This is a genomic window from Massilia scottii, assembly GCF_030846495.1.
GTDB lineage: Bacteria > Pseudomonadota > Gammaproteobacteria > Burkholderiales > Burkholderiaceae_D > Telluria_A > Telluria_A violaceinigra.
The window spans coordinates 38,491-60,397 of record NZ_JAVCWM010000021.1; the positions used below are offsets into that span (position 1 = coordinate 38,491).

At 62.7% G+C, this 21,907-nt stretch carries 20 protein-coding genes, 1 tRNA gene and 1 riboswitch; of the genes, 3 read left to right on the top strand and 18 right to left on the bottom strand.

Features of this window, described 5'->3' with window-relative positions:
* Positions 1-4: 4 nt before the first annotated feature.
* Together RBA41_RS24280 and RBA41_RS24285 are read right to left on the bottom strand one after the other, a co-directional pair.
* On the bottom strand, positions 5-952 hold the full coding sequence (locus RBA41_RS24280) for a stage II sporulation protein M (RefSeq protein ID WP_306626811.1): 948 nt from the start codon (positions 950-952) through the stop codon (positions 5-7).
* Positions 949-1,620, bottom strand: coding sequence for an RDD family protein (locus RBA41_RS24285; protein WP_306626812.1), 672 nt, complete (start codon positions 1,618-1,620; stop codon positions 949-951). The genes RBA41_RS24280 and RBA41_RS24285 overlap by 4 nt, the downstream gene beginning before the upstream one ends.
* A gap of 274 nt (positions 1,621-1,894) precedes the next feature.
* Here RBA41_RS24285 and RBA41_RS24290 point away from each other — a divergent pair, with 274 nt between their 5' ends.
* Positions 1,895-2,557: an energy transducer TonB gene (locus RBA41_RS24290; protein WP_306626813.1), complete on the top strand. Its 663-nt coding sequence runs from the start codon at positions 1,895-1,897 to the stop codon at positions 2,555-2,557.
* A 69-nt stretch (positions 2,558-2,626) separates the two neighbouring features.
* Here the strand turns inward: RBA41_RS24290 and RBA41_RS24295 are convergent, their stop codons facing one another.
* From RBA41_RS24295 to RBA41_RS24315, 5 genes are all read right to left on the bottom strand, one after another.
* Positions 2,627-3,376: a DUF4303 domain-containing protein gene (locus RBA41_RS24295; RefSeq protein ID WP_306626814.1), complete on the bottom strand. Its 750-nt coding sequence runs from the start codon at positions 3,374-3,376 to the stop codon at positions 2,627-2,629.
* Between the two features lie 382 nt (positions 3,377-3,758).
* Positions 3,759-5,372 (bottom strand): RICIN domain-containing protein, encoded by a 1,614-nt coding sequence (locus tag RBA41_RS24300; protein ID WP_306626815.1) that lies wholly within the window; start codon positions 5,370-5,372, stop codon positions 3,759-3,761.
* 230 nt (positions 5,373-5,602) lie between these two features.
* Positions 5,603-7,699 (bottom strand): putative bifunctional diguanylate cyclase/phosphodiesterase, encoded by a 2,097-nt coding sequence (locus RBA41_RS24305; protein ID WP_306626816.1) that lies wholly within the window; start codon positions 7,697-7,699, stop codon positions 5,603-5,605.
* Between the two features lie 20 nt (positions 7,700-7,719).
* Entirely contained in the window at positions 7,720-8,289 is a 570-nt protein-coding gene (locus RBA41_RS24310) for a YfiR family protein (protein WP_306626817.1), read from the bottom strand.
* 1 nt (position 8,290) lies between these two features.
* The gene (locus tag RBA41_RS24315) at positions 8,291-10,324 is read right to left on the bottom strand and encodes a TonB-dependent receptor plug domain-containing protein (protein WP_306626818.1); all 2,034 of its coding nucleotides are present in this window, start codon (positions 10,322-10,324) and stop codon (positions 8,291-8,293) included.
* 421 nt (positions 10,325-10,745) lie between these two features.
* On the opposite strand from RBA41_RS24315, the gene RBA41_RS24320 reads away from it, so the two are divergent.
* Positions 10,746-12,236 (top strand): alanine/glycine:cation symporter family protein, encoded by a 1,491-nt coding sequence (locus tag RBA41_RS24320; protein WP_306626819.1) that lies wholly within the window; start codon positions 10,746-10,748, stop codon positions 12,234-12,236.
* 98 nt (positions 12,237-12,334) lie between these two features.
* Here RBA41_RS24320 and RBA41_RS24325 read toward each other — a convergent pair whose 3' ends face one another.
* From RBA41_RS24325 to RBA41_RS24375, 11 genes are all read right to left on the bottom strand, one after another.
* On the bottom strand, positions 12,335-13,249 hold the full coding sequence (locus tag RBA41_RS24325; protein ID WP_306626820.1) for a hypothetical protein: 915 nt from the start codon (positions 13,247-13,249) through the stop codon (positions 12,335-12,337).
* Complete coding sequence (locus RBA41_RS24330; protein ID WP_306626821.1) at positions 13,246-13,587, bottom strand: DUF6932 family protein; 342 nt, start codon at positions 13,585-13,587, stop codon at positions 13,246-13,248. Before RBA41_RS24330 ends, RBA41_RS24325 begins: the two co-directional genes overlap by 4 nt.
* A gap of 210 nt (positions 13,588-13,797) precedes the next feature.
* Positions 13,798-13,873, bottom strand: a tRNA-Lys gene (locus tag RBA41_RS24335).
* Positions 13,874-13,955: 82 nt separating this feature from the next.
* Complete coding sequence (gene ybgF / locus RBA41_RS24340) at positions 13,956-14,717, bottom strand: tol-pal system protein YbgF (protein WP_306626822.1); 762 nt, start codon at positions 14,715-14,717, stop codon at positions 13,956-13,958.
* 136 nt (positions 14,718-14,853) lie between these two features.
* Entirely contained in the window at positions 14,854-15,378 is a 525-nt protein-coding gene (pal, locus tag RBA41_RS24345) for a peptidoglycan-associated lipoprotein Pal (protein ID WP_306626823.1), read from the bottom strand.
* Between the two features lie 57 nt (positions 15,379-15,435).
* Complete coding sequence (gene tolB / locus RBA41_RS24350) at positions 15,436-16,701, bottom strand: Tol-Pal system beta propeller repeat protein TolB (RefSeq protein WP_306626824.1); 1,266 nt, start codon at positions 16,699-16,701, stop codon at positions 15,436-15,438.
* Positions 16,694-17,710, bottom strand: coding sequence for a cell envelope integrity protein TolA (gene tolA / locus RBA41_RS24355; RefSeq protein WP_306626825.1), 1,017 nt, complete (start codon positions 17,708-17,710; stop codon positions 16,694-16,696). Before tolA ends, tolB begins: the two co-directional genes overlap by 8 nt.
* A 7-nt stretch (positions 17,711-17,717) precedes the next feature.
* Entirely contained in the window at positions 17,718-18,152 is a 435-nt protein-coding gene (locus RBA41_RS24360) for an ExbD/TolR family protein (protein WP_306626826.1), read from the bottom strand.
* A 12-nt stretch (positions 18,153-18,164) separates the two neighbouring features.
* Positions 18,165-18,854: a protein TolQ gene (gene tolQ / locus RBA41_RS24365; protein ID WP_306626827.1), complete on the bottom strand. Its 690-nt coding sequence runs from the start codon at positions 18,852-18,854 to the stop codon at positions 18,165-18,167.
* Between the two features lie 29 nt (positions 18,855-18,883).
* Positions 18,884-19,288, bottom strand: coding sequence for a tol-pal system-associated acyl-CoA thioesterase (gene ybgC, locus RBA41_RS24370; protein ID WP_099881320.1), 405 nt, complete (start codon positions 19,286-19,288; stop codon positions 18,884-18,886).
* A 259-nt stretch (positions 19,289-19,547) separates the two neighbouring features.
* Positions 19,548-20,294 carry an SDR family NAD(P)-dependent oxidoreductase gene (locus tag RBA41_RS24375; RefSeq protein WP_306626828.1) on the bottom strand — a complete coding sequence of 249 codons (747 nt, stop codon included), beginning with the start codon at positions 20,292-20,294 and terminating at the stop codon, positions 19,548-19,550.
* A gap of 129 nt (positions 20,295-20,423) precedes the next feature.
* Positions 20,424-20,534, top strand: a riboswitch (ZMP/ZTP riboswitch).
* 102 nt (positions 20,535-20,636) lie between these two features.
* On the opposite strand from RBA41_RS24375, the gene glyA reads away from it, so the two are divergent.
* Complete coding sequence (gene glyA / locus RBA41_RS24380) at positions 20,637-21,884, top strand: serine hydroxymethyltransferase (protein ID WP_306626829.1); 1,248 nt, start codon at positions 20,637-20,639, stop codon at positions 21,882-21,884.
* Positions 21,885-21,907 lie beyond the last annotated feature (23 nt).

Genomic DNA, 21,907 nt, shown 5'->3' on the forward strand with positions numbered 1-21,907 from the left:
GCCCTTATTGCTTGCCGCGGCCGGCGAACAGGAAAAATCCGATCACCAGCGCCCAGCCGATGCCGCCGACAGCGTACTTGACCTGGATCGGGATCGCCCCTGAACCGGACCAGAACGCTTCAAAGAAGGCCGCGAACATGGTCATCAGGCTGCCGCCGACGATCACCGGGAACATGGTCTGGCTGGTGGTGTAGAGCGCGTGCGCGCGGGTCAGCCGGCCCGGGTGGATCAGGGTCAGCCCGAGCCGGATGCCGGACATGGCGCACAGCAGCAGCCCCGTGATTTCGAGGCTGGAATGGGTGATCACGAACGACCAGAACTGGTGGACGGTGGTCGGGTCGCGGGTGAGCCAGGCGCCGATCACGCCCAGGTGCATGCCGTTCAGGCCGAGGCTGATCAAGGCCGGGATGCCGCCGAAAATGCCGCCGGCAAAACTGCGAAAACCGATCGAGACATTGTTCCAGATGTAGTGGCCGAACATCATCAGGTCGCCCTCGCTGCCGCCGCGCCCGACGTGGATGCGGGACGGCTGGTACATTTCGCGGAACTGGTCGAGCTGTTGCGCCGAGGCGAAGCTGTACGCCCACTGCGGCTGGTACCAGACCAGCAGGCCGACCACGAGGCCGACGCCGAAAAACGCCAGGCAGGTAATGAGCAGCAAACGCCATTCGGCGCGCACGCGGCAGGGAAAGTCGACCAGCATCCAGCGCAGCAGGGTAGTGGGGCGCTCGACGACCGTGCCGTACAGGCGGCGGTGGCAGGCGCCGACCATTTTCTGCAGATGATCGGTCAGGGCGGGCGAATAGCCGCGCTGGCTGCACAGCGCCAGGCACTGGCACAGGCGCCGGTACAGGGCCGGCAGCGCGCGCTGGTCGGCTTGGCTGCCGTCGAGGATGGCAGCGATCTCGGTCCAGAGAGCGGCGTTGTCGGCTTCGAACTGAATTTGCTTCATTGGGTCAGGCCCGCCACGTAGGAGCGCATGCGCTCGACCGACTCGGTGCCGCGTACGCCGGTCAACGGTTCGGCGATGCTGCCCAATTCGGCCATGCGGTCGAGCGGCAGCTTCGCTTCGCGCTCGAACAGGTCGACCAGGGTGCGCTGCTGGTCGGGACTGAGCGGGAACGGCAGCGGCAGCGGATGGGCCAGCAACGGGGTGGGGCGCGGCACGGCCTTTTCGTGATAAATGACCTGGGTGCCGGCGACGATATCGCCCAGGCGGCGAAAGCGCAGGTCGAACATCATGCACACCAGCCCGGTTGCGTACATGACCGGGAGGAAGTCGGCCACCAGCAGCAGATTGCGCAGGGTCGATTCGCGCCAGCCGACCGGCAGGCCGTCGCTGCGCACCACTTCCAGGCCGACGGCGCGTTTGCCCAGCGTGCGGCCGCTGAAATACACTTCGCTGATGATCGGATAGCCCCAGTAGGTCACGAACAGCAGCAGCAGGAAAATGCCTTCGCCCAGTTTCCCGCTTGGCATGGCGAGGCGCAGCAGAAAGCACACGACGGCCCACAGCAGGAAATCGAGCAGCCAGGCAACCGCGCGCAGGTAGGGGCCGGCGGGCGTCAATTGCAGGCTCACGCCCTCGGGCGTGGTCAGGGACAAGCGGCCGTCTAGCAAGCGTGGGCCTCTTCGCGCTGCCGGAATGCCGCTGATTTTAGTACCGCCATGCGTTTTGCCGTGTTAAATTTACTGTAGGATGTATTTATTGTACCCAAGAAACGATGCATCGATGGCAAATATGTGAAAATTGCAGCGCTGTTTGTTGGCGGAGGACCACGTTGCAAGCCGGCTGCCGGCGCCGTCGACGTCAGTATCGTCGTGGTATCGTTGTTTGCGCTGGAAGTGTACCAAGGTCGCTTCCGCCCCGTCACAGCTTATCGGGTGGAATGATTTGAACAGAAAATTAGTCATTGGCGTGTGCATCGCCGCTGCCGCCGCGTCGGTGGCGCAGGTGCCGGACAAGCCTGCCCCGGCTGCGGCCGCGCCGGCGTTTCCCAGCCATCTGCTGGCCGGAGCGGGCGCCTGCCCGCCGCCGGCCTGGCCGCGCGAAGCGCTACGCTACGATTTGCAGGGCAGCACCACGCTGGCGTTCGCCATCGGGCCGGATGGCGCGGTGGTACAGCCGCGCCTGTTGCGTACGAGCGGCTGGAAAATGCTCGACGACGCCGCCCTGGCCGGGATTGCCGCCTGCCGCTTCAAGCCGGGCCTGGACGCGGCGCAGCGCGCCGGACCATTCCCCATGCAGTTCGACTGGAAGCTCGACGGCGATGCTGGTGTCACGCCGGTGCTGCGCGCCGGCAGTTGCCAGGCTTCCTCGCGCTTTGCGCACTTCGCCCCGTTCGACGCGGCGCCCACCAGCGCCAGCGGGGTGCTGGTGCGCTTTATCGTGGGCGAGGGCGGCGTGCCGTTCCGCCTCGCCGCCGAGGCCAACGGCCAGCCGGACGCGCTGGTGGCCGGCGCGCTCGACTACGTGCGGTCCTGCCGTTTCGACTACGATCCGGCCGGTCCGGGCGCGCGCAGTGACAGCGTGACCGGCCGCGTGCTGGCGCGGTAAGTTCTTTTCGTCTGTTATCGCTTGCTGGACGGCCTCACGCCGCGCATCGGGGCTCAGGCGGCTTTAGCGCTAGTTCCAGGTGGCGCGCCAGGCCGCGTAGCGCCGGAACGATGCCGGCGTGTTGAGTTCTTCGATGACGTCGTCGTCGCCGTCGCCATCGGTGACGTGGAACAGCAGCGCCACCGCATCGCGCTGGGCGGCGCTGCCGAACAGGCCTTCGTCGGCCAGCTGCTGCAAGGCCGCGCTGCAGGCGCCGAACACCCATGCGCGCAGTGCGTCGATGTCGACCTCGTTGGGAAGATCGCGGTGGTAGGGCAGGATCATGCGGTAGGCGATGTCGAGCCAGGCGCCTTCCTCGAAGAACGACCATTCCGACGGATTCCACAGGATATCGTCGCCGCCGCCGTCCTCGCTGAGCGCTTCCACGCTGTTGGCGAGCGGGACGATCGTCATGGCGCTGTCGTCGCTGATCAGGGCGAAGGCGTTGAACGTCTGGTCCGGATGGGCCGCGCGCATGGCGTTGAAGGCGTTGCGGGCGCCGTCGCGGATTTCGCTGGCCAGCAGGGCGGCATCGAGCCGGTTCAGGTCGACATTGGCCTGGCGCGTGAGCGTGAAGCCGGCGGCCACGGCGTCGGCGCACAGGGCCGCGTAGCGCGCCTGGGCGGCGGCCGGGCTGGCCACTTCATCGAGCGTGTCGGTGCCCCAGGTTTCGGCCATGCCGGTGGCGCTCCAGACTGCCGTGCCGAGGTCGCGCACCTCGACAAACTGTCGTGGCTTGGTGCCGGCGTATTTGTGAAAAAGTGACCAGTTCGTCGTCATTGTTGCGTCTGTGCTTTATGTTGGAGGTATTGCGGTCCTGTTTGTGCGGTAAATACTGCTGGCGCACGATAACCTTGTTGCTTCGGAAAGAAGTATGACGGGCGCAAGGCCTCCTGTCACGTTCAATCTGGGAAGCCGCTGCGCGTTGCCGGAACGGAGAAAGAAACACGGCGGTGCGGCGAGGCGGGCGACCTCACGGATGAGCTGGACTGAATCCGCTTCCTTTTGCAATTCAAGGAAGAGATGGATGTGCGCGTGCGCAAGGCTGGCGCGGCATGGGAGGAGGGCGAAGGCTGGCGTTCTCGGGGTGCCGGCCGATACCGTTGCCGGCGAGAGCGGCAACGGTATAGCGATTGCCCGGCCGTGTGGGCCGGGCTGCGGATCAGCGTGCGCCGGTGCCGCCGGTCAGCGCGGCCGGCAGGTTGTCGACGTTGTCGAGCTTGTACGGGAACAGCACGGTGTCGCTGAACACCTTGGCGCCGGTGTCCCGGTCCGCATCGGTGGCCGACTTGCCGGTGTAGCGGTTCGAGGCGATGTTGGCATCGATCAGCCCGTTGCTGCCGTTCCAGTGCGGCCTGGCCGTGTTGGCAAAGAAGTTTCCTTCCACTTTCACTTGCGCAAAGTCATCGGCGCTGATGGCGAAGTAGGGCACGTCCAGCCAGTAGTTGTTGTACAGGTGAGTGCGGGATGCCGCGCCCATGAGCTTCGGATTGCGGCCCGAGGTCTTGTTCCAGAAGTTGTGGTGCAGGGTCACCTGCGAGTTGCTGAACGCGTTGGTGTAGTGGTGCTGGTTGCCGCAGACCGCCGGGTTGGTGCCGTCAAAGCGGTTCCAGCTGAGGGTGACGTTCTTGCTGTCCTGGATATCGATGTGGCCGTCGCTGATCATGCTAAAGCGCACATGGTCGACCCAGACGTGGCTCGACTTGCTGACGGTGATGCCGTCGCCCGCTTCGACCATGCCGGGGTTGATGTTTTCGATGGACAGGTTGCGGATGATGACGTTCCTGGCGCCGCTCAGGGTGAGCGAGGCGCCGATGATGCGCGCATCCTTGTTCAGGCCGACCAGGGTCTTGTTGGAACCGACCCGGATATTGATTTCATCGCGCGGGCGCATGTAGCGCGTTTCGCTGGTCGAGCCGAGTTCCTTGCAGGTCTGTGCGCCGACCGGAATGCGGTAAGTGCTCTTGCCGGGATCCTGGTAGGTCGGGCAGGCGACCGCGCAGGTGCTTTGCGAGCGCACGGGGGTGCGGCAATCGATGGTGGTGCCGGCCGGGATCTGGATCACTGCCGCGGCGGCCGATTGCAGGGCGCCGCTCAGGGCGCTGCACGAGGTCACGGTAACCGGGGCGGTGTTGCCGCCACCGGTGGTGGTGCTCAAGCCGTCGGCGCCGCGCTGGGCCGCGAAGCCGTCCGGTGCGGGGCCGCCGCAGGAACCGTTGGTCGGGTTGAAGAACCAGCGCTGCAGGCCGCCGGCGCTATCAATCGCCTGGTAGACGCGCGAGCCGCTGTTGTTGTCGCCCGCGGTGAGCGACTTGCCCGAGTGGCGCGCGACGACGTTGTAGCCGCCGCTGGCCGATTTTTTGAGCAGCCATTGCTGGTTGTGGGCGCCGGTGGCGTTCCATTGGATGATCCTGGCGCCATCGTTGGCGGACAGGTTCAGTACGTCGAGCAGCAGGCCGCTCTGTTTGGCTTGCATGGTCCAGTAGCCGTTGCCGGCGTCGCGCAGATAGAATTGCTGGTTGGCGCTGCCGCCGTAGCCCCATTGCTGCACTTCGGCGCCGCCCTGGGTCGAGCCGGCGACGATGTCGAGCGCTTTGCCGGAGGCGGCGTTGACGACGCTGTACAAGCCGCCGTTGGTCACGGCGGCGGAGCAATTGGCGGCGCTGGCGGGATTGGCCATCAACGCCAGGGGAATGGCGAGGGAGGCGGCCAGGGCGGCCAGGCGCCGTGCGGGAAACGGACGGATCGACGCGTCGGAAACGGGGAATTCGGTCATGGCTGGTGTAGCTCCGGATGGTTGGCAAGCAGGCCACGACATGGGCTTACTTGTGTTATTGAAATGCAAAGAAGCGGATGCTATCAGCTAAAATGTACATACAGGTATATGCATTTCCTAAAGATGTATGCAATTTTTGATGGGCCGGGAGTGGTATGGATGTGGCCCGGCGTGGTCCGAGAGGAGCTGGCGACGGCCGCCACGGCGCAGGCGCGGGCGGCCATCGTCCGTCATGCGTCGCACGGCATGGCCGGCTCGGCCGCCTCCTGCTCGCGGCGCATGAGCAAGTCGCGCATCTGCGCCGCCGCCAGCGGCTTGCCGTAGTAATAGCCCTGCGCCTTGTCGCATCCGCTTGCGCGCAAGAATTCGCCTTGCTCCAGCGTTTCGATACCCTCGGCAACCGTTTCCATTTTCAAGCTCCGGGCAATGGCAATGATGGCTTTCGTGATGGCGGCGTCCTCGGTGCTGTGCGGCAGGTCGCGCACGAAGCTGCGGTCGATCTTCAGCGCGCTGACCGGAAATGTCTTGAGGTAGCTCATGGAAGAGTAGCCGGTCCCGAAATCGTCGATGGCCAGCGCGATGCCGGCGCGCTTGAGCGTATGCAGTTTGTCGATCACGCTGGCCGAGGCATCCATCAGCATGCTTTCGGTCAGTTCCAGTTCCAGCCAGCGCGCGTCGATTCCGCTGTCGTCGACGATTCCCAGCACCGAGGCGACCAGCCCTTCCTCGCTCAGCTGGCGTCCGGACAGGTTGATCGACATCCGCACGCCGTGGCCATCGTCATGCCACCTGCGCAGTTCGTGGCAGGCTTCGCGCAGCACCCATTCGCCGATCGCCACGATCATGCCGGTATCTTCGGCCACCGGAATGAAGTCGGCCGGGCTGATCAGGCCAAGGTCCGGATGGATCCAGCGGATCAGGGCTTCGGCGCCGCAGATGGCGCCGCTGCGCAGGTCGATCTGGGGCTGGTAGTGGAGCACGAATTCCTTGCGTTCGAGCGCGCGGCGCAGGTTGTTGTCGAGCGTGAAGCGCTTGCGCGCATCTTCCTGCATGCTGTGCGTGAACAGCCGGTAGGCATTCTTGCCGCTGTTTTTCGCGTAGTACATGGCGCTGTCGGCGTATTTGAGCAACTCGTGCATCGTCAATGCATCGTCCGGGTACACGCTGATGCCGATGCTGGCGCTGATGTGAATTTCGTGGCCCGAGATGGCGATCGGCTGGGCAATGCGCAGCAGGCATTTTTCGGCGACCATCGAGGCGTCGCCGATGTGGTGGACGTTTTCCAGGATGATGGCGAACTCGTCGCCGCCGATGCGGGCAATGGCGTCGCCGGCGCGCACGGTTTCGGTCAGGCTGCGCGAGACCAGGCGCAGCAGTTCATCGCCGATATCGTGCCCCAGCGTGTCGTTGACGGTCTTGAAGTTGTCGAGGTCGATGAACATCACCACGGCGCGCTCGCGGCAGCGCTGGGCGCGGGCGATGACCGCTTCGAGCCGGTCGTTGAAGAAGTGGCGATTGTGCAGCTGGGTCACGTTGTCGAAGTGGGCCAGGCGGTCGAGCTTGACCTCGACCCGCTTGCGCTCGGCAATCTCGGCCTCGAGTTCGCTCTCGCGCTTCTGGATGCGCTCGAGCATGGTGTTGAACGCCGTCGACAGCATGCCGATATCGGCCAGCGAGCTGACCTCGGCCCGGATCGCGTAGTCGCCAAGGCGCGAGATCTGCGCGCTCGTTTCCGACAGCGCGCGCAGGGGATCGGTAATGAAACGCTGCAGACGCGACAGCACCAGATGGGCGATGGCCAGCACCGCGAGCATGACGGGAATGGTGAGCGCCAGGTAGAACGCGAGCTGGCGGTAGACGTTGTCCAGCGAGCTCTGCACGATGAGGGTGCCGAGCCGCTGGCGCTTGACCATCAGCGGCTCGACCACGGTGACGTGGCGGTACGACAGGGTGTAGCCGCTGCCGCTGTCGTGCCGCAGCGCGACCGGGGCCGCCCCGGCGTCGCGCAGGTAGCTGGCGAAGCGCTTGTTGGCGTTGTCGTAGACCACGGCCGACTGCACATCCGACACCACGCGCAGGGCGGCCAGGATGTCGTCGGCGGCGTGCTGGTCGCCAAAGAGCATGGCGGCCGACATGTTTTCGCTGCCCATGGCCGCCTGCGCCTGGGTCTGGCGCACCAGGGCCGCCGTGAAGAAATAGGTCTGGATTCCGAGCAGGAACAGGGTCGAGAGCAGGATGACGGTCCCGCTGGTGACCAGGTTTGCCCACTTGAGCTTGGTGCTCAGGGTTTGTGTGCGGTTGCGGCGGCGAGGCCAGGGGCGTTTCATGATGGGTCCGTTTCGTGGGTTCAATACACAGCGCGCGCGAGGCGCAGCACTTTGGAACTGAGCGCGATATTGGCGGCGCGCGCCGCCTCGGCGTTGAACTCGAAGGCGATGCGCTTGTCCTCGACGTCCAGTTCGACCATGATGCCCATGCGCGCCGCCCCCTTCGCGTCGGAGACCGTCAGCACGCCTTCCTGGCGCGCCGACTGCGCCAGCAGGGCCACGCTGTCGCTCTCGGAGGCGCTGATGAACACGATCTGGCATTGCTTGAGCGCGTCGTGGCCGGAACGTGGATAGGCGATCGTCATCTTCGCTGCGCCCAGCGGCTTGCCCTCCAGGCTGGCGAGCAGATTGCCGAACGGATCGCGCCCGAGGACGCATAGCCTGATCAGCTTGGCCTGCGCGTTCGGAAACGTGCTGAACAAGGCGATGTTGTAGATGAATGCCGCTTTCGCCGCGTACTCCGCGGCCGCCGGGGCCTGGGTCTGGGCGGAGGCGGGCAGCAGCAAGGCCAGGGCGAGGGCGCAGCAATGCCGCCGGCGCACGGTGCCGGCCAGCCACGCGGTGCGGAGGGAAGCGGGGCGCAGGCGCATATCAGAAGGTGTAGCTCGCCTGCAGGCGCCAGCTGCGTCCATCCTGGCCGATGGCGTTCAGATAGCGGGCCGGGCTGCTGCTGTCGTAGTGCTCTTCGCTGGCCGAATCGGCGTAGCGCTTGTCGAGCAGGTTGTAGATGCTGGCGGACAGCTCCAGGTGCTTGCCCATGGGGTGGCCCAGGACGGTGACGTTGAACAGGCCGAACCCGCCGACGTGGCCGTCCGCCGCGGTGCGGCGGCGGCTGGTGAACTGGTACTCGAGCGCGGCGCGCAGGGTATCGCGCCGGAGCGGCTTGGCGTAGTTCAGCTTGAACAGCTGGCGCGGCGAGTTGCTCAGCCATTCGCCGTTGGCGCCGTTGTGCGCGTACTGCAGGCTGACGCTGGTTTTGAGCGAACTGCCGTCATCGCGCAGCCATTCGGCCTCGAACTCGGCGCCTTTGGAACGGGCCGAATCGATGTTCGACTGGACCAGCTTGCAGTCGAGCGGATCGGTGGCGAGGGCGATCAGGTCGGTGAAGCGGTACTGGAAGAGCGAGGCGCTGGCCCGGAAATTTTCTGATGGAAAATACTCGCCGATCAGTTCATAGGTTTTGATGTGCTCGGGCCGGAGGGCGGGATTGAGTTTGAAACCCGTGTTGGTGGCGTAGTAGCGCTCGTAGGCATTGGGGGAGCGGTAGGCGGTGCCGTACAGTGCCTTGAGCGTGGTATGCGTGGCGGCCTTGACGATCAGGGCGACCCGCGGATTGCTCACGCCGCCGCCTTCGTCGTCGTGGTCGTGGCGCAGTCCGGCATTGAGGATCACCCGTTCGCCCAGCCGGAACTCGTCCTGCAGGTACACGCCGGCGCGTTTTTTGGGGCTGTCGCTGAGCAGGGAAAAGGTGTAGGGATCCAGGTCGTGGTTGCTCAGCATGCGTTTGCCGTCGCTGGCGTACTCGGCGCCGGCGATGATCTTGTGGTTCCGAAATGCCGTGCTCAGCAGGCGTACTTCGGACGCCACGGTACGGCTCTCGGCCGCGTCGATGTTGACGGTTGCGCTGTCGGGCACGTAGATATAGGTGCCCTGGTAGCGGTACCTGTGCAGGTTGACGCCGGCATGCACTTCCAGGGTCGGGCTCAGCGCCGCCTGCCAGGAGGCGCTGGCGGAGGCATACTCGTCGACGGTGCGGCTGCGCGGATCGTTGAACTGCTGCCCGTAGGACGCGGTCGGGATGCCCCTGGTACGCCGGCCCAGATACGCGCTGGCCGCGACGCTTCCCCATGACAGCTTGGCGAAGGCGCGCTGGTAGCGGTCATGGTCGAGGTTGCGGGCCACGCCGAAGTTGTGGGCCGCGTCGTCGTATTCGGGGAAATACTGGTCGCTTCCCTTGCGCTCCAGCCAGGCAGCGCCCAGCAGCAGGTCGATGCCATTGGCACGCGCAAAGCCGCTCGCCAGGCGCGCCTTGCGCGTGCCGGCGCTGGCGGCGCTGGCGCTGACCGTCGTGCCCTGGTGCGTGGCGCCGGTCTTGGTGAGGACGTTGACGACACCGAAAAACGCGCTGCTGCCATACATGGCCGATCCCGGTCCGGGCACGAATTCGACCCGTTCGATCAGGCTGACATCGATGGGGAATTCGGTGCCGACGGCGCCCTGGTCGAACACCATGTCGTTGAGGCGGCGGCCGTCGACCAGGATCAGCAGGCGGGTGTTGAAGTCGCCAGGGCGGCCGGAGCCGCGCGTGCCGACGTAGCTGTAGTTGCGGTCGTCCGTCACGTACACCCCGCGCACGCTGCGCAGGATGTCGGCCAGGGAGCGATAGCCGAAGCGGCGGATGTCTTCCGCGGTCATCACCGACACCGACGAGGGCGCTTCGCTGATTTTCTGCGCGAACTTGGAGGCGGTGATGATTTCCAGGTTGAGCAGTTGCTCGATCGGCAGCGCGTTCAGGTCTTGCTGGTGGTCGGGGCTGGCCATGGCAAGCGGGAGCGTGCCGGCCAGCGCAGTAGCGAACATGGCGGCCAGCGCGGGGCGAAGAGGGTGGTTCGGTGTCGGATGCATGTCCTGATCCTGCGGAGTGGCCGCCAGGCGATGCCGGGGCGGAGGGCCCGCCTGCGTGATGCGGGAATATGTTTCCAATAGTCAACTCAGTAGTCCAGTGTAAGATTCTCCGACAGGGAGCTTGTTGATAAAAGTTAAGGCAGTGCGAGCCGGACGGGTTTGCTACAACAGGGTCACCGTCGCACGTCGCGGGTCGGCGTCGCGGGATGATGGCGCTCCACAGAAAGTTGGTCTCGGCGTCGACAAGCATGTCTTTCTCGCCATTAATCCCTTAAAATGCGAACGCGCATGTCTGGCTGGCTCCTCCGCCCGACGATTGCGCAAGGCCGGTGCCGATACGGCTTCATCCCGGTTGTCAATGGATGCTCCCCCTGCCAGCAGCGCGGGAGTCAAGCTTTCACACGTACCAGAAGAGGTTCAAATGGAAGGTTTTATCGACGGTCTGAATGGCATCATCTGGAGCAAGGGATTGATTTACCTTTGCCTCGGTGCCGGTTTGTTTTATTCGATCCAGACCCGCTTTGCCCAAGTAAGGCATTTCAAAGAGATGGTGCGCCTGCTGTTCCGACGCAAGAGCACCGATTCCGGCATCTCATCGTTCCAGGCACTGGCAGTGTCGCTCTCGGGCCGGGTCGGCGTGGGCAATATCGCCGGTGTCGCCGCTGCCATCGGTTTCGGCGGCCCCGGTGCGGTTTTCTGGATGTGGGTCGTCGCTTTCCTCGGCGCGAGCACGGCGTATGCCGAGTCCACCCTGGCCCAGCTCTATAAGGTGGAACAGGACGGACAGTACCGCGGCGGCTCGGCCTATTTCTTCGAGCGTTGCCTTGGCTGGCCTTGGCTGGGGATCTCCTTTGCCATCGCGGCAGCGATCGCATGCGGCATCTTCCTGCCCGGTGTGCAAGCCAATGCCGTTGGCAATGCCGTTACCCAGATCTTCGGCAACGGCGACATGGTCGAGACGTTTCTGGGCCCGGTCGGGATCTATAAACTGATCGGCCTGGGCGTCATTCTGGCGCTGCTGGGAGTGATCATTTTTGGCGGAATCAAGCGCATTGCGCAGTTTGCCGAATTCGTCGTCCCGTTTATGGCGCTGGGCTATATCGTCCTGGCCGTGATCGTGATCGGATTGAATATCGAGAAACTGCCAGGCGTCTTCAGCCTGATTTTTTCGGATGCCTTTACGGCCCAGGCCGGGTTTGGCGCTGCCATGGGCTGGGGTGTCAAGCGCGGTGTCTACTCCAACGAAGCCGGGCAGGGTACCGGAACCCATGCGGCGGCCGCGGCGGAAATTGAACACCCGGCCCAGCAGGGGCTGGTGCAGGCGTTTTCAATTTACATCGATACCCTGCTGGTCTGCACCGCAACGGCGCTCATGATCCTGATCACCAGTCAGTACAACGTCCAGGGCACGCTGCCTGCCGGCCAGTTCATCGTGCAAAACCTGCCGGCCGCCACCGAAATAGGCTCGGCGGCATTTACCCAGATGGCGTTGCAGAGTACTTTCGGCGGCTTCGGTCCGGTATTTGTCGGGGTGGCGCTGTTCTTCTTCGCCTTCACCACCATCATTGCCTACTACTATATTGCGGAAACCAACATCGCCTACCTGAACCGCTTTCTCAAGCGTGGCATACCGCTGGTCACCGTTAAAGTGGTGATCATGGCGATGGTGGCTTACGGCACCATCAACAGCGCGGGCTACATCTGGAATCTCGGCGATATTGGCGTCGGCATCATGGCGTGGATTAACATCATCGGCATCCTGATGATTTTCTTCATGGCCAAGCCCACCATGCTGTGCCTGCGCGACTACGAAGCCCAGTTAAAGGCGGGTGGCCCCATCGCGTTCGACCCCATCAAGCTTGGCATCAAGAATGCCAGTTTCTGGGAACGGCGTGCGGCGGCGAAAAAATAGAAACGAGAACGAAAAGCCCCAAGCGATTGGGGCTTTTTTTGGTGCGTCCATGCTGGGCGCACCATCGCTTGCGCCGATTGGGCCACTGCTTCAGGCGCTTATTTCTCTGTCGGAAGCATTTGGTATGTGACGACGTCCCGCCTTGATATTGGGTCGGAAAATCGCGTCGTCTGTACCCGAATGTCGGCGTGGGCTGCAATTTGAAATCTTTGAACCACTGGAATCATATCGAGCGGAAATCGAATCCGGACCTTGCCAACCTCGGTGCGAATGTCGAGCCGGCCATTGTCAAAGATACCGGCGACGCTGCCGGAGATCGTTTCCTCATATGTCTTGGAGTCCGATACGCCGGCCAGGAGCGCGCGTATTCTTAAAACCTCATCGGTGGACCCATTCCAGCAATTCAGCGCGCCCCTGTTTTGCCACGTAAATTGCGCCGCGAGTCCTGCGGCATCGATTGCCTTGAGCGCCTCACCGACATAGTGGGCCGCACGTCCGCCCATTGCGTCAACCGCATCGTAGAAGTCGTCGTTGTTCGAAGAAAGCAGTCGGAAGGTCTGTGTCAACGTTTCCCGGAACAAGCTCTCGCCTGAAAGGTCTTCGGACCCATTTCCAGTCAGAAGTATATGTGTCGACCCTTGCGCTATGCCTGCCAGCTTCAGATTCAGGGTGGCGCCGATGCCTTGGCCGATCCGCCCCTCGACCACGCCGTGACGGAGTCGGAAAGCCGCCGCTTTCCATGCCTTGTTCAGTGGTTCCGCGATCTTTAAAAACGCATCCAGGGAGATGGATCCATTGGCTCGCGGGCCTGAAAAACGCATATCGAGCAGCTCGCCGCTTTCGCGGGCATACTCAAGTTCCAATGCCCGCAAAGCCTCGCGGGCTGCCTGCCGTTGATTGTCGGCGGCCGCATTGAGCCAGAAATCGTCAGGCGTGGCTGCACTGCGCTCAGCTGTTTGCTGTGCCTCGCGCTGCAATTGCCTGGCGTGCTGCTCAAGAAAATCGGTGCTCATACTTTCAATTCCATAAATCCCTTGGCGCTTCTGCCATCGTGCTGAAAACCAAACAAGCCGCGCCAATATGCTTCGGACGCCATCTTTTCAGTGGGAAGCGGCAATGCGATGTAGAGGTCGATACCAAACACTGCTTTGGCCGACGCGCGATCAATCATGCTGCGCACTTCGATTTTACTCTCTTCAGAAACCGGGCCGGCAAACGATGGATGCCATAGCACGCAGTCGAGGTCGTTAGGATCTGGCTTGCGTGTGACGAACGAGCCATCCAGCCATAACGTACCCGTTACGTTCAGTTGGCGAAGGCGAACAACCCATTGATCGAACAGGGAGAACATGCGCAGCCGTGGAGTGCAGTCTTCGTCAGCCTTCCAGCACGTGCAGGTCTTGCCCAGTCTGCCAGAAATTTAACCAAGGATTTTACGTGAAGCGCGACTTATTGTCGTCCAGGTCGGGAGCAGGGTGCAAGCCGATAAAACCGTTCAGCCAAAAACAAAAAAGCAGTTACGATCGCTCGTAACTGCTTCATTTGCTTGCTGCTGTATTCGTGGTAGGCCGTGCGGGATTCGAACCTGCGACCAACGGATTAAAAGTCCGCTGCTCTACCAGCTGAGCTAACGACCCGAAGAAGCAAGATTATAGGGGGCATCCGTGCTTCTGTCAAATGCCCCAGCACACATTTTTTACCGTGGTGTTACATCCGCTGTTACTTGAGCACGGCCAGGCGCTCTTTCGCCGCTTGCGCCGCGCTCGAGTCCGGATACTTGAGCACCAGTTCCTTCAATGCCTTCTTGGCATTCTTAATATCCTTCAATTCGGTATAGCTGCTCGCGATGTTGAGGATGGCGTCCGGCGCCTTGGGGCTGTCGCGGTACTGGCTGACCACCATCTCCTGGGCCGCGATCGCGCCCTTGAAGTCGCGCTGCGCGAAATGGGCATTGCCCAGCCAGTACTGCGCATTGGCCGCATAGACCGAGGCTGGATAACGGCGCACGAAGTCGCCCAGCGCCGCCGCCGCGCTCTTGTAGTCGCCGCCCTTGAACATGACCATGGCCGCATCGTAGGCGCGCTGCTCGCTCGGATCGACCGCCGCTTCGCGCCCGTCGATGGTGACCTGGCGCGGCTCGAGCTTGCGCATGCGCTCGTCGAGGTCGGCGTACAGATCTTTCTGGCGCTTCTGGGCATTGGCCAGTTCATTGCTCAGCACTTCCACCTGGCCGCGCAATTTCGCAATTTCGGACATGGTCTGTTCCTGCTGGTTCACCATGTCGAGCGCGCTGCTGCGGTCGGACTTGGTGTCGATGCGGGCGTTGAGCTCGCGCGCCATGTTCTCGACCTTGGCGCGCAGGTCGATGATGGCCTTGCGCGCTTCATCGTCGTCGAGCAGGCCGGCGTGGCCTTGCAGCGGCATGCAGGCGGCCAGCGCGACACAGGCGGCGGCAATGCGGGACTTGGACAGTGTGATCATGATCGTGACTCTTTCAAAACCGTTGAAACTGAAAACCACGGGACCCGGCGGTCGAACAGCCGCGCAAGGTCAGCGGGGCGGGCACAGTTCGCACTGCGCGCCGCCCCGATGGTCCGGATGCCCTTACGGCAAGCGATTAATAGACGATATCGGCACGACGGTTTTCCGTCCATGCCGCTTCGCCGCCACCGGTAGCCTTAGGCTTTTCTTCGCCCAGCGAGACGGCTTCCATCTGCGACTCGGCTACGCCCAGCGATGCCATCGACTTGCGCACAGCTTCTGCACGCTTCTGGCCCAGCGCCAGGTTGTACTCGGTGCCGCCGCGTTCATCGGTGTTGCCCTGGATGATGATCTTGCGGCCCTTGTTCTTGCTCAGGTAGCTGGAGTGGTTTTCGACGACCGGCTTGCCATCTTCGCGCACGACATAGCTGTCGAGGTCGAAGTAGATGCTGCGGGCTGCCAGCACGCCTTTTGGATCGTTGACCGGATCGACCGAGCCGGTTTCGACGGGGTTGACGTCACGCTTGTCGGCGGCGACGTCCGGCTTGGCGGCGACCGGACGCTCGGTCACTGGCGCGACTTCTTCCTTGACTGGGGTGCTGCAAGCTGAGAGCAGGGCGGCGCTCGTGACGATGAATGCGAGGGTTTTAAAATTGCGCATGGGTTCTTCTCCTGGTCGGTGTTAAAAATGACGTGAATGACGTTTGGACTTCTTTTTTTACTTCATGAAGGGACCCCAGTTGGGCTCCCTGATGTTTCCTGCCTGGGTTGTTAAGCGCTGCTTGACCCTTCCATCGACCGACACCACAGCCAGCGAAGTACGGCCGCCGCCTTTGGTTGCGTACATGATGTATTTGCCGTTGGGCGAAAAACTCGGTTCGGTGGCCGCATCGGCCAGGCGCAGTTCCTGGCCACTGGCCAGGTCCATCGCATAGAGGGAATAGCCACCGTCACGCTGGGATACCCAGGCCAGGGTTTTGCCGTCCGAGGAGACGCGCGGGCTGATATTGTAGCTGCCATTGAAGGTGACGCGCTGCGCTGCGCCGCCGTTGGCACTCATTTTGTAGATTTGCGGGCCGCCGCTGCGGTCGCTCGTGAAATAAATGGTCTGGCCGTCGGCCGAAAATTGCGGTTCGGTATCGATGCCATTGCTGTTCGAGACGCGGCGCAGGCCGCTGCCGTCCACGCCGACGATATACACCTGGGTATGGCCGTCTTTCGACAGCGCCACCGTCAGGCGGGTGCCGTCGGGCGACCACGACGGCGCCGAGTTGCTGCCCTTTTCGTTGACCACGATCTTGCGTCCGCCCGTCACCAGGTCCTGGACGTAGATGATCGGCTTGCGTTTTTCAAACGACACGTAGGCGACCTTGGTGCCGTCCGGCGACCAGGCTGGCGAAATGATCGGCTCGTTCGAGCGCACCGCCACCTGCACCGCTTCGCCATCGGCATCGGCGATTTCGAGGCGGTAATCGCGCGCGCCGCGGTTTTCATTCACGTACGCGACGCGGGTGGCGAAGGCGCCGCGGCTGCCGGTCAGCTTTTCGTAAATATCGTCGGCGATCTTGTGGGCCGACAGGCGTGTGTATTTCGCTTGCGCGGCCTGGGTCAGGCTCGACAACTGGTTGGTCTTGATGGTGTCGTGCAGCTTGTAGCGCACTTCAAAACGGCCGTCGGCCAGCTTCTGCACGCTGCCCACCACCAGCGCATCGGCGCCGCGCGACTTCCACTGGCTGTAATCGATCGGCGAGGTTTCCGACAGGGTGCTGCCGGCGTCGATGATCTTGAACATGCCGCTGCGCTCGAGGTCGGCGCGGATGATGGCTGAGATTTGCGCAGGCGCCACGCCTTCTTCTGCGAACGCGGCAATGGCGATCGGAATCTGGTTGCTGCCGACGCCAACGACTTCCACGCGCATTTGCGCGTAGGCCGACGAACCGGTGATCAGGGCGCCGGTCAGGATCAATGTGCTGAGTTTAGTCATGGTTTTTCTGGGTTTCCTTCAATTTGAATGCCGCGGGAACTGAACGATCTACCGTACCATCTTTTTTCCGTGGCAGCGGTGACGATTTGGCAATCGCATTTTCCACTGCCTGGTCGTACGCCGGCACACCACTGCTTTTAATCTTCTTGACCGACTTGATTTCGCCGGTCGGCCATTGCTCGATCTGGTACACCGCTTCCGGATCGCCGGCCATGCTGGTGCTGCCCGTGTAATTGAGGTTGCTCTTGATCTTGGCGCCGATCGCGCCGAAGTAACTCGGATCGCCTTTCGGTGCGCTCTTTTGCTCGCTCTCGCCGGTGCCGCCGGCGCCACCCGTGATGCGGCGCATTTCGGCGGCGTGCAGCTTGTCGAGTATCTTTTTTTCTTCAGCCAGTTTCTTGTCCTTGGCCGCTTTTTCCGCCTTGGCCGCCTTTTCCTGGGCCAGCTTGTCGGCTTGCTTATCCGCCTGCTTCTCGGCCAGCTTGTCCTGTTCCGCCTTCTGCTGCTCGAGTTTCTTCTGGTCGGCCAGTTTCTTTTGCTCGTCGAGTTTCTTCTCTTCGCGCTTCTTCTGCTCGGCCAGCTCCTTGCGGGCTTTCTCGAGCTCGCGCTTTTCCTCGGCCAGGCGCTCTTCCTGCTTGAGCTTCTGTTCCTTGAGCTTCTTTTCGCGTTCGAGCGCGATGTCCGGCGGCTTGACGGCCGGCGGTTTTTCGACCGGCTTTTCCACCGGTTTTTCGATCGTTTTCTCGACCGGCTTGGGCGGCTCCACCGGTTTCACCTCGCGCGGCGGCGGCGGCTCGGGGGCCGGCGGTGCCGCGTCCTGCACTTTCATGTCCCACACTTCCGCCTCGGTCGTGGTCGGGGCGACGTTCTGCCAGCTGATGCCAGCCCACAGGAACAGCAGCAAGCCGGCGTGCACGGCCAGCGCCAGCAGGATGGCCGGGGTGCGGCTCGGCTCGGGCGGAACAGTGTAAGGGCCGCCAGTGCTGGCGGGAGGGGTCAGGGGCGCCATCGTGTCGTCACTTGGTGGCCAGGCCGACCCGGTTGATGCCCATTTTCTTCGCTTCGGAAATCAACTGGATCACTTCGTCGTACTTGCTGTCGCGGTCGCCGGCAATCATGACCGGATACGCGGGATGCTCGGCATGCAGCGCGCGCAGGCGGCGCAATACGGCGGCGCGGTTGGGCAGCTCCTCGGGCGCGGCGCTGTTCTTGCCGTTGACCCCGATGCTCAGGGTGGCGTTGGGCTTGATCACGATCTGGATGTAGTCGTCCGGCGGCAGCGCCGATTTCTCGGCGCTCGGCAGGTTGATCACGCTCGGGCTGTTAGCAGGCGGCACGACCATGAAAATGATGAGCAGCACCAGCATCACGTCGATGTAGGGGACGACGTTGATTTCGGACTTGAACTTGCGTTTGCGTCCGCCGCGCAGGCTGCTGGAAAACGATGCCATGAGTGACTCCGATCAGCGCGACTGGCGCTGCAAGATGTTCGAGAATTCTTCGACGAAGCTCTCGAAGCGGATGGCCAGGCGGTCGATATCGTGCGTGAAGCGGTTGTACGCGACCACGGCCGGAATCGCCGCGAACAGGCCGATGGCGGTGGCGATCAGCGCTTCGGCAATGCCGGGCGCAACCGCTGCCAGGGTGGCTTGCTGCACGTTGGCCAGGCCGCGGAAGGCGTTCATGATGCCCCACACGGTACCGAGCAGGCCGATGTAAGGCGAGACGGAACCGACCGAGGCCAGGAAGTTCAGGTGCGAATCGAGGCCGTCGAGTTCGCGCTGGAAGGCGGCGCGCATGGCGCGCCGGGCGCCATCGAGCACGGCGCCGGTCTCGAGCGGATCGCGCTGGGGAGAGGCTTGCTTGCCCTTGATGAACTCGCCCATGCCGGCTTCAAAGATGCGTGCCAGCGCGCCGCTCTGCTCGCGCGTGGTGCTGGCGTTCTGGTGCAGGGTGTGCAGGTTGCCGCCGGCCCAGAAGCTGCGCTCGAACTGTTCGGTCTGCAGGCGGGCGGCGCGCACGGCAAACGCTTTGCGGAAGATGTAGGTCCAGCTCATGATGGACAGGCCCAGCAGGAGTGCCATGATCAATTGCACGATCAGGTGCGCGTTGCTGATCAGGGCGAGAAAGGAAAGGTCTTGGGCTGCATTCATGGGCGTTGGATTTTTCTGGATGTGAAGTGTCAGGCGGCACGCATTTTAGCAGCCGTTGCGTCGGGCAGGGCGCGCGGACGCAAGGATGCGGCATCGACGCAACCGACTTTGACCCGCGCGCTGGCCAGCAAGACGTCGCCGTGCCAGGCTTGCTGGAGGAACTGGACCGATGCGTGCCCCAGTTTTTCTATACTCAATGTCAAGTTTAATTCATCATCGAGCCGGGCTGGCGCGTGATAGTCGATGCTGGCGTTTTTGACGACGAAGATGGCCCCATCCTGGTCGCGCAGCGCCTGTTGGCCGACGTTGGCCGCGCGCAGCCACTCGGTGCGGGCGCGTTCGAAGAATTTGAGGTAATTCGCGTAAAAGACGATGCCGCCGGCGTCGGTGTCTTCGTAATAGACCCGTACCGGCCAACTGAATACTGAGGGCATTTCATTTGCCATAAGTGAATATCGGAAACATTTTACGCGATTTCGGGGCTGTAAATGTACGCAAGCGTACATAAAGATGACCCAGCGGGGGTGGAGTGGGGCACAAGTAGACGTGAGCGATAACGAAGTGCCAAGTTCTGTAACAATCGCTTACATGGGGTGTAGTTGTGTTACGTGATGCCGGCTCACACCCGTCGTTCCTGCCATTGGCAGAAACGACTACCGCGCCAAGGCGGCACTCGGCGGGTACGACGGGGAATCAGGTCCGTTTGATCGCAAACGGCGAAAACCCCTGGCAGGTCGGCATCATCTCGATCGTATTGATATTAATATGCGGCGGCAGGGTGGCGATCCAGAACACCGTCGCCGCAATATCGGCTGCCGTCAGCGGCACCGTGCCTTCGTACACCTTGGCCGCGGCCGCGTCGTCGCCCTTGAAGCGCACGTTGGAAAACTCCGTCCCCCCGCACAATCCCGGCGCCAGGTTGGTCGCGCGCACGCCGCTGCCTGCCAGATCGGCGCGCAGGTTGAGCGTGAACTGGTCGACAAAGGCCTTGGTCGCGCCGTACACATTGCCGCCCGGGTAAGGATAGTGGCCCGCCACCGAGCCCAGGTTGATGATCAGCCCGCTGCCGCGCTCGACCATGGCCGGCAGCAGCGCGCGCGTCATCGTTACCAGCCCGGTGCAGTTGGTCGCGATCATGGTTTCCCAGTCGGCCAGCGGCGCTTCGTGGGCCGGCTGCGTACCCAGCGCCAGCCCGGCATTGTTAATCAGCACATCGACCTGGCGCCACGATTGCGGCAGCATCGACAAGGCTTCATTGATCGATTCCTTGCAGGTGACATCCATGACGATCGGCAAGGCCAGGTCGCCCAGCTCGGCTGCCAAGGCTTCGAGCCGGTCCTTGCGGCGACCGCTGATGACGACCTGATGGCCGTTGTTGACGAAGGTACGCGCCATTTCGGCGCCGAAGCCGGCGGAGGCGCCGGTGATGAAAACGATCATGTGGTGTCCTGAGGAAGTCCGAAACTATGCCGGATTGTAGCCCAAGTGACGATATTGGCCGCGACCTGCCATTTAGGCAATCCCATTCCTTGCCCTAATCAGGGACTTAACTTACAATTTGGGCTCCATTATGTCTCACGTAACTGGCGAAAAGTCGCGGCGCATTGCTGCCTGGCGGCGAAAGGTGGGCATCCACCGGGGAACGTGAGATTTCATCAGCCGTTCGCCTGGGCAGCCACCGATGGAAGCGCACGATGAGGCTGCCTGTTCCATTTCCGACGGCTTCCCTCATTCGATCCTTGCAATCAGGTGCCTCGCACTCTTATCGATTGGAGTTTTTTCATGTTTTCAAAAGAACACACGCTGGCCAATGTTGACCCCGAATTGTGGGGCGCGATCCAGAAGGAAAACGCACGCCAGCAAGATCACATCGAACTGATCGCGTCCGAGAACTACACCTCGCCAGCCGTCATGCAAGCCCAGGGCTCGCAGCTGACCAATAAGTACGCCGAAGGTTATCCAGGCAAGCGTTACTACGGCGGCTGCGAATTCGTCGACGTCGCCGAACAACTGGCGATCGACCGTGTCAAACAACTGTTCGGCGCCGAAGCGGCCAACGTGCAGCCGAACTCCGGCTCCCAGGCCAACCAGGGCGTGTTCTTCGCCATGCTCAAGCCGGGCGACACCATCATGGGCATGTCGCTGGCCGAAGGCGGCCACCTGACCCACGGCATGGCGCTGAACATGTCGGGCAAGTGGTTCAATGTGGTGTCCTACGGCCTGACCGAGCAGGAAGATATCGACTACGAGGCGATGGAGCGTCTTGCGCACGAGCACAAGCCAAAAATGATCATCGCCGGCGCCTCGGCCTTTTCGCTCAAGATCGATTTCGAGCGCTTCGCCAGGGTTGCCAAGGCAGTGGGCGCTTACTTCATGGTCGACATGGCGCACTACGCCGGCCTGATCGCCGCCGGTGTGTACCCGAACCCCGTGCCGCACGCCGACTTCGTCACCTCGACCACGCACAAATCGCTGCGCGGCCCGCGCGGCGGCATCATCCTGATGAAGGCCGAGCACGAAAAGGCCATCAATTCGGCGATCTTCCCCGGCATCCAGGGCGGCCCGCTGATGCACGTGATCGCCGGCAAGGCCGTCGCCTTCAAGGAAGCGCTGGAGCCATCGTTCGCCGAGTACCAGAAGCAGGTTGTCAAAAACGCCGACGCGCTGGCCAAGGCGCTGATCGCGCGCGGCCTGCGCATCGTCTCCGGCCGCACCGAATCGCACGTGATGCTGGTCGACCTGCGCTCGAAGAACCTGACCGGCAAGGAAGCCGAAGCCTTGCTGGGCGCCGCCCACATGACCTGCAACAAGAACGGCATCCCGAACGATCCGCAAAAACCGTTCGTGACCTCCGGCATCCGCCTCGGCAGCCCGGCCTTCACCACGCGCGGCTTCAAGGAAGAAGATGCAACCACGGTCGGTAACCTGATCGCGGACATCCTCGACAACCCGAACGACGCCGCCGTCGTCGAACGCGTCAAGGTGGAAGTCAAGAAGCTGACCGACAAGTACCCGGTCTACGCGGCTTAACCTCACACCAGCAGCCCGGCGCC

Bases quoted from the DNA above. Each gene is read 5' to 3' on its own strand.
- RBA41_RS24280 (WP_306626811.1), bottom strand. From the start codon at position 952: ATGAAGCAAATTCAGTTCGAAGCCGACAACGCCGCTCTCTGGACCGAG.
- RBA41_RS24300 (WP_306626815.1), bottom strand. From the start codon at position 5,372: ATGACCGAATTCCCCGTTTCCGACGCGTCGATCCGTCCGTTTCCCGCA.
- tolA (WP_306626825.1), bottom strand. From the start codon at position 17,710: ATGGCGCCCCTGACCCCTCCCGCCAGCACTGGCGGCCCTTACACTGTT.
- pal (WP_306626823.1), bottom strand. From the start codon at position 15,378: ATGCGCAATTTTAAAACCCTCGCATTCATCGTCACGAGCGCCGCCCTG.
- ybgF (WP_306626822.1), bottom strand. From the start codon at position 14,717: ATGATCACACTGTCCAAGTCCCGCATTGCCGCCGCCTGTGTCGCGCTG.
- ybgC (WP_099881320.1), bottom strand. From the start codon at position 19,288: ATGCCCTCAGTATTCAGTTGGCCGGTACGGGTCTATTACGAAGACACC.
- RBA41_RS24315 (WP_306626818.1), bottom strand. From the start codon at position 10,324: ATGCATCCGACACCGAACCACCCTCTTCGCCCCGCGCTGGCCGCCATG.
- RBA41_RS24310 (WP_306626817.1), bottom strand. From the start codon at position 8,289: ATGCGCCTGCGCCCCGCTTCCCTCCGCACCGCGTGGCTGGCCGGCACC.
- RBA41_RS24330 (WP_306626821.1), bottom strand. From the start codon at position 13,587: ATGTTCTCCCTGTTCGATCAATGGGTTGTTCGCCTTCGCCAACTGAAC.
- RBA41_RS24375 (WP_306626828.1), bottom strand. From the start codon at position 20,294: ATGATCGTTTTCATCACCGGCGCCTCCGCCGGCTTCGGCGCCGAAATG.
- RBA41_RS24295 (WP_306626814.1), bottom strand. From the start codon at position 3,376: ATGACGACGAACTGGTCACTTTTTCACAAATACGCCGGCACCAAGCCA.
- tolB (WP_306626824.1), bottom strand. From the start codon at position 16,701: ATGACTAAACTCAGCACATTGATCCTGACCGGCGCCCTGATCACCGGT.
- RBA41_RS24360 (WP_306626826.1), bottom strand. From the start codon at position 18,152: ATGGCATCGTTTTCCAGCAGCCTGCGCGGCGGACGCAAACGCAAGTTC.
- RBA41_RS24305 (WP_306626816.1), bottom strand. From the start codon at position 7,699: ATGAAACGCCCCTGGCCTCGCCGCCGCAACCGCACACAAACCCTGAGC.
- tolQ (WP_306626827.1), bottom strand. From the start codon at position 18,854: ATGAATGCAGCCCAAGACCTTTCCTTTCTCGCCCTGATCAGCAACGCG.
- RBA41_RS24325 (WP_306626820.1), bottom strand. From the start codon at position 13,249: ATGAGCACCGATTTTCTTGAGCAGCACGCCAGGCAATTGCAGCGCGAG.
- glyA (WP_306626829.1), top strand. From the start codon at position 20,637: ATGTTTTCAAAAGAACACACGCTGGCCAATGTTGACCCCGAATTGTGG.
- RBA41_RS24320 (WP_306626819.1), top strand. From the start codon at position 10,746: ATGGAAGGTTTTATCGACGGTCTGAATGGCATCATCTGGAGCAAGGGA.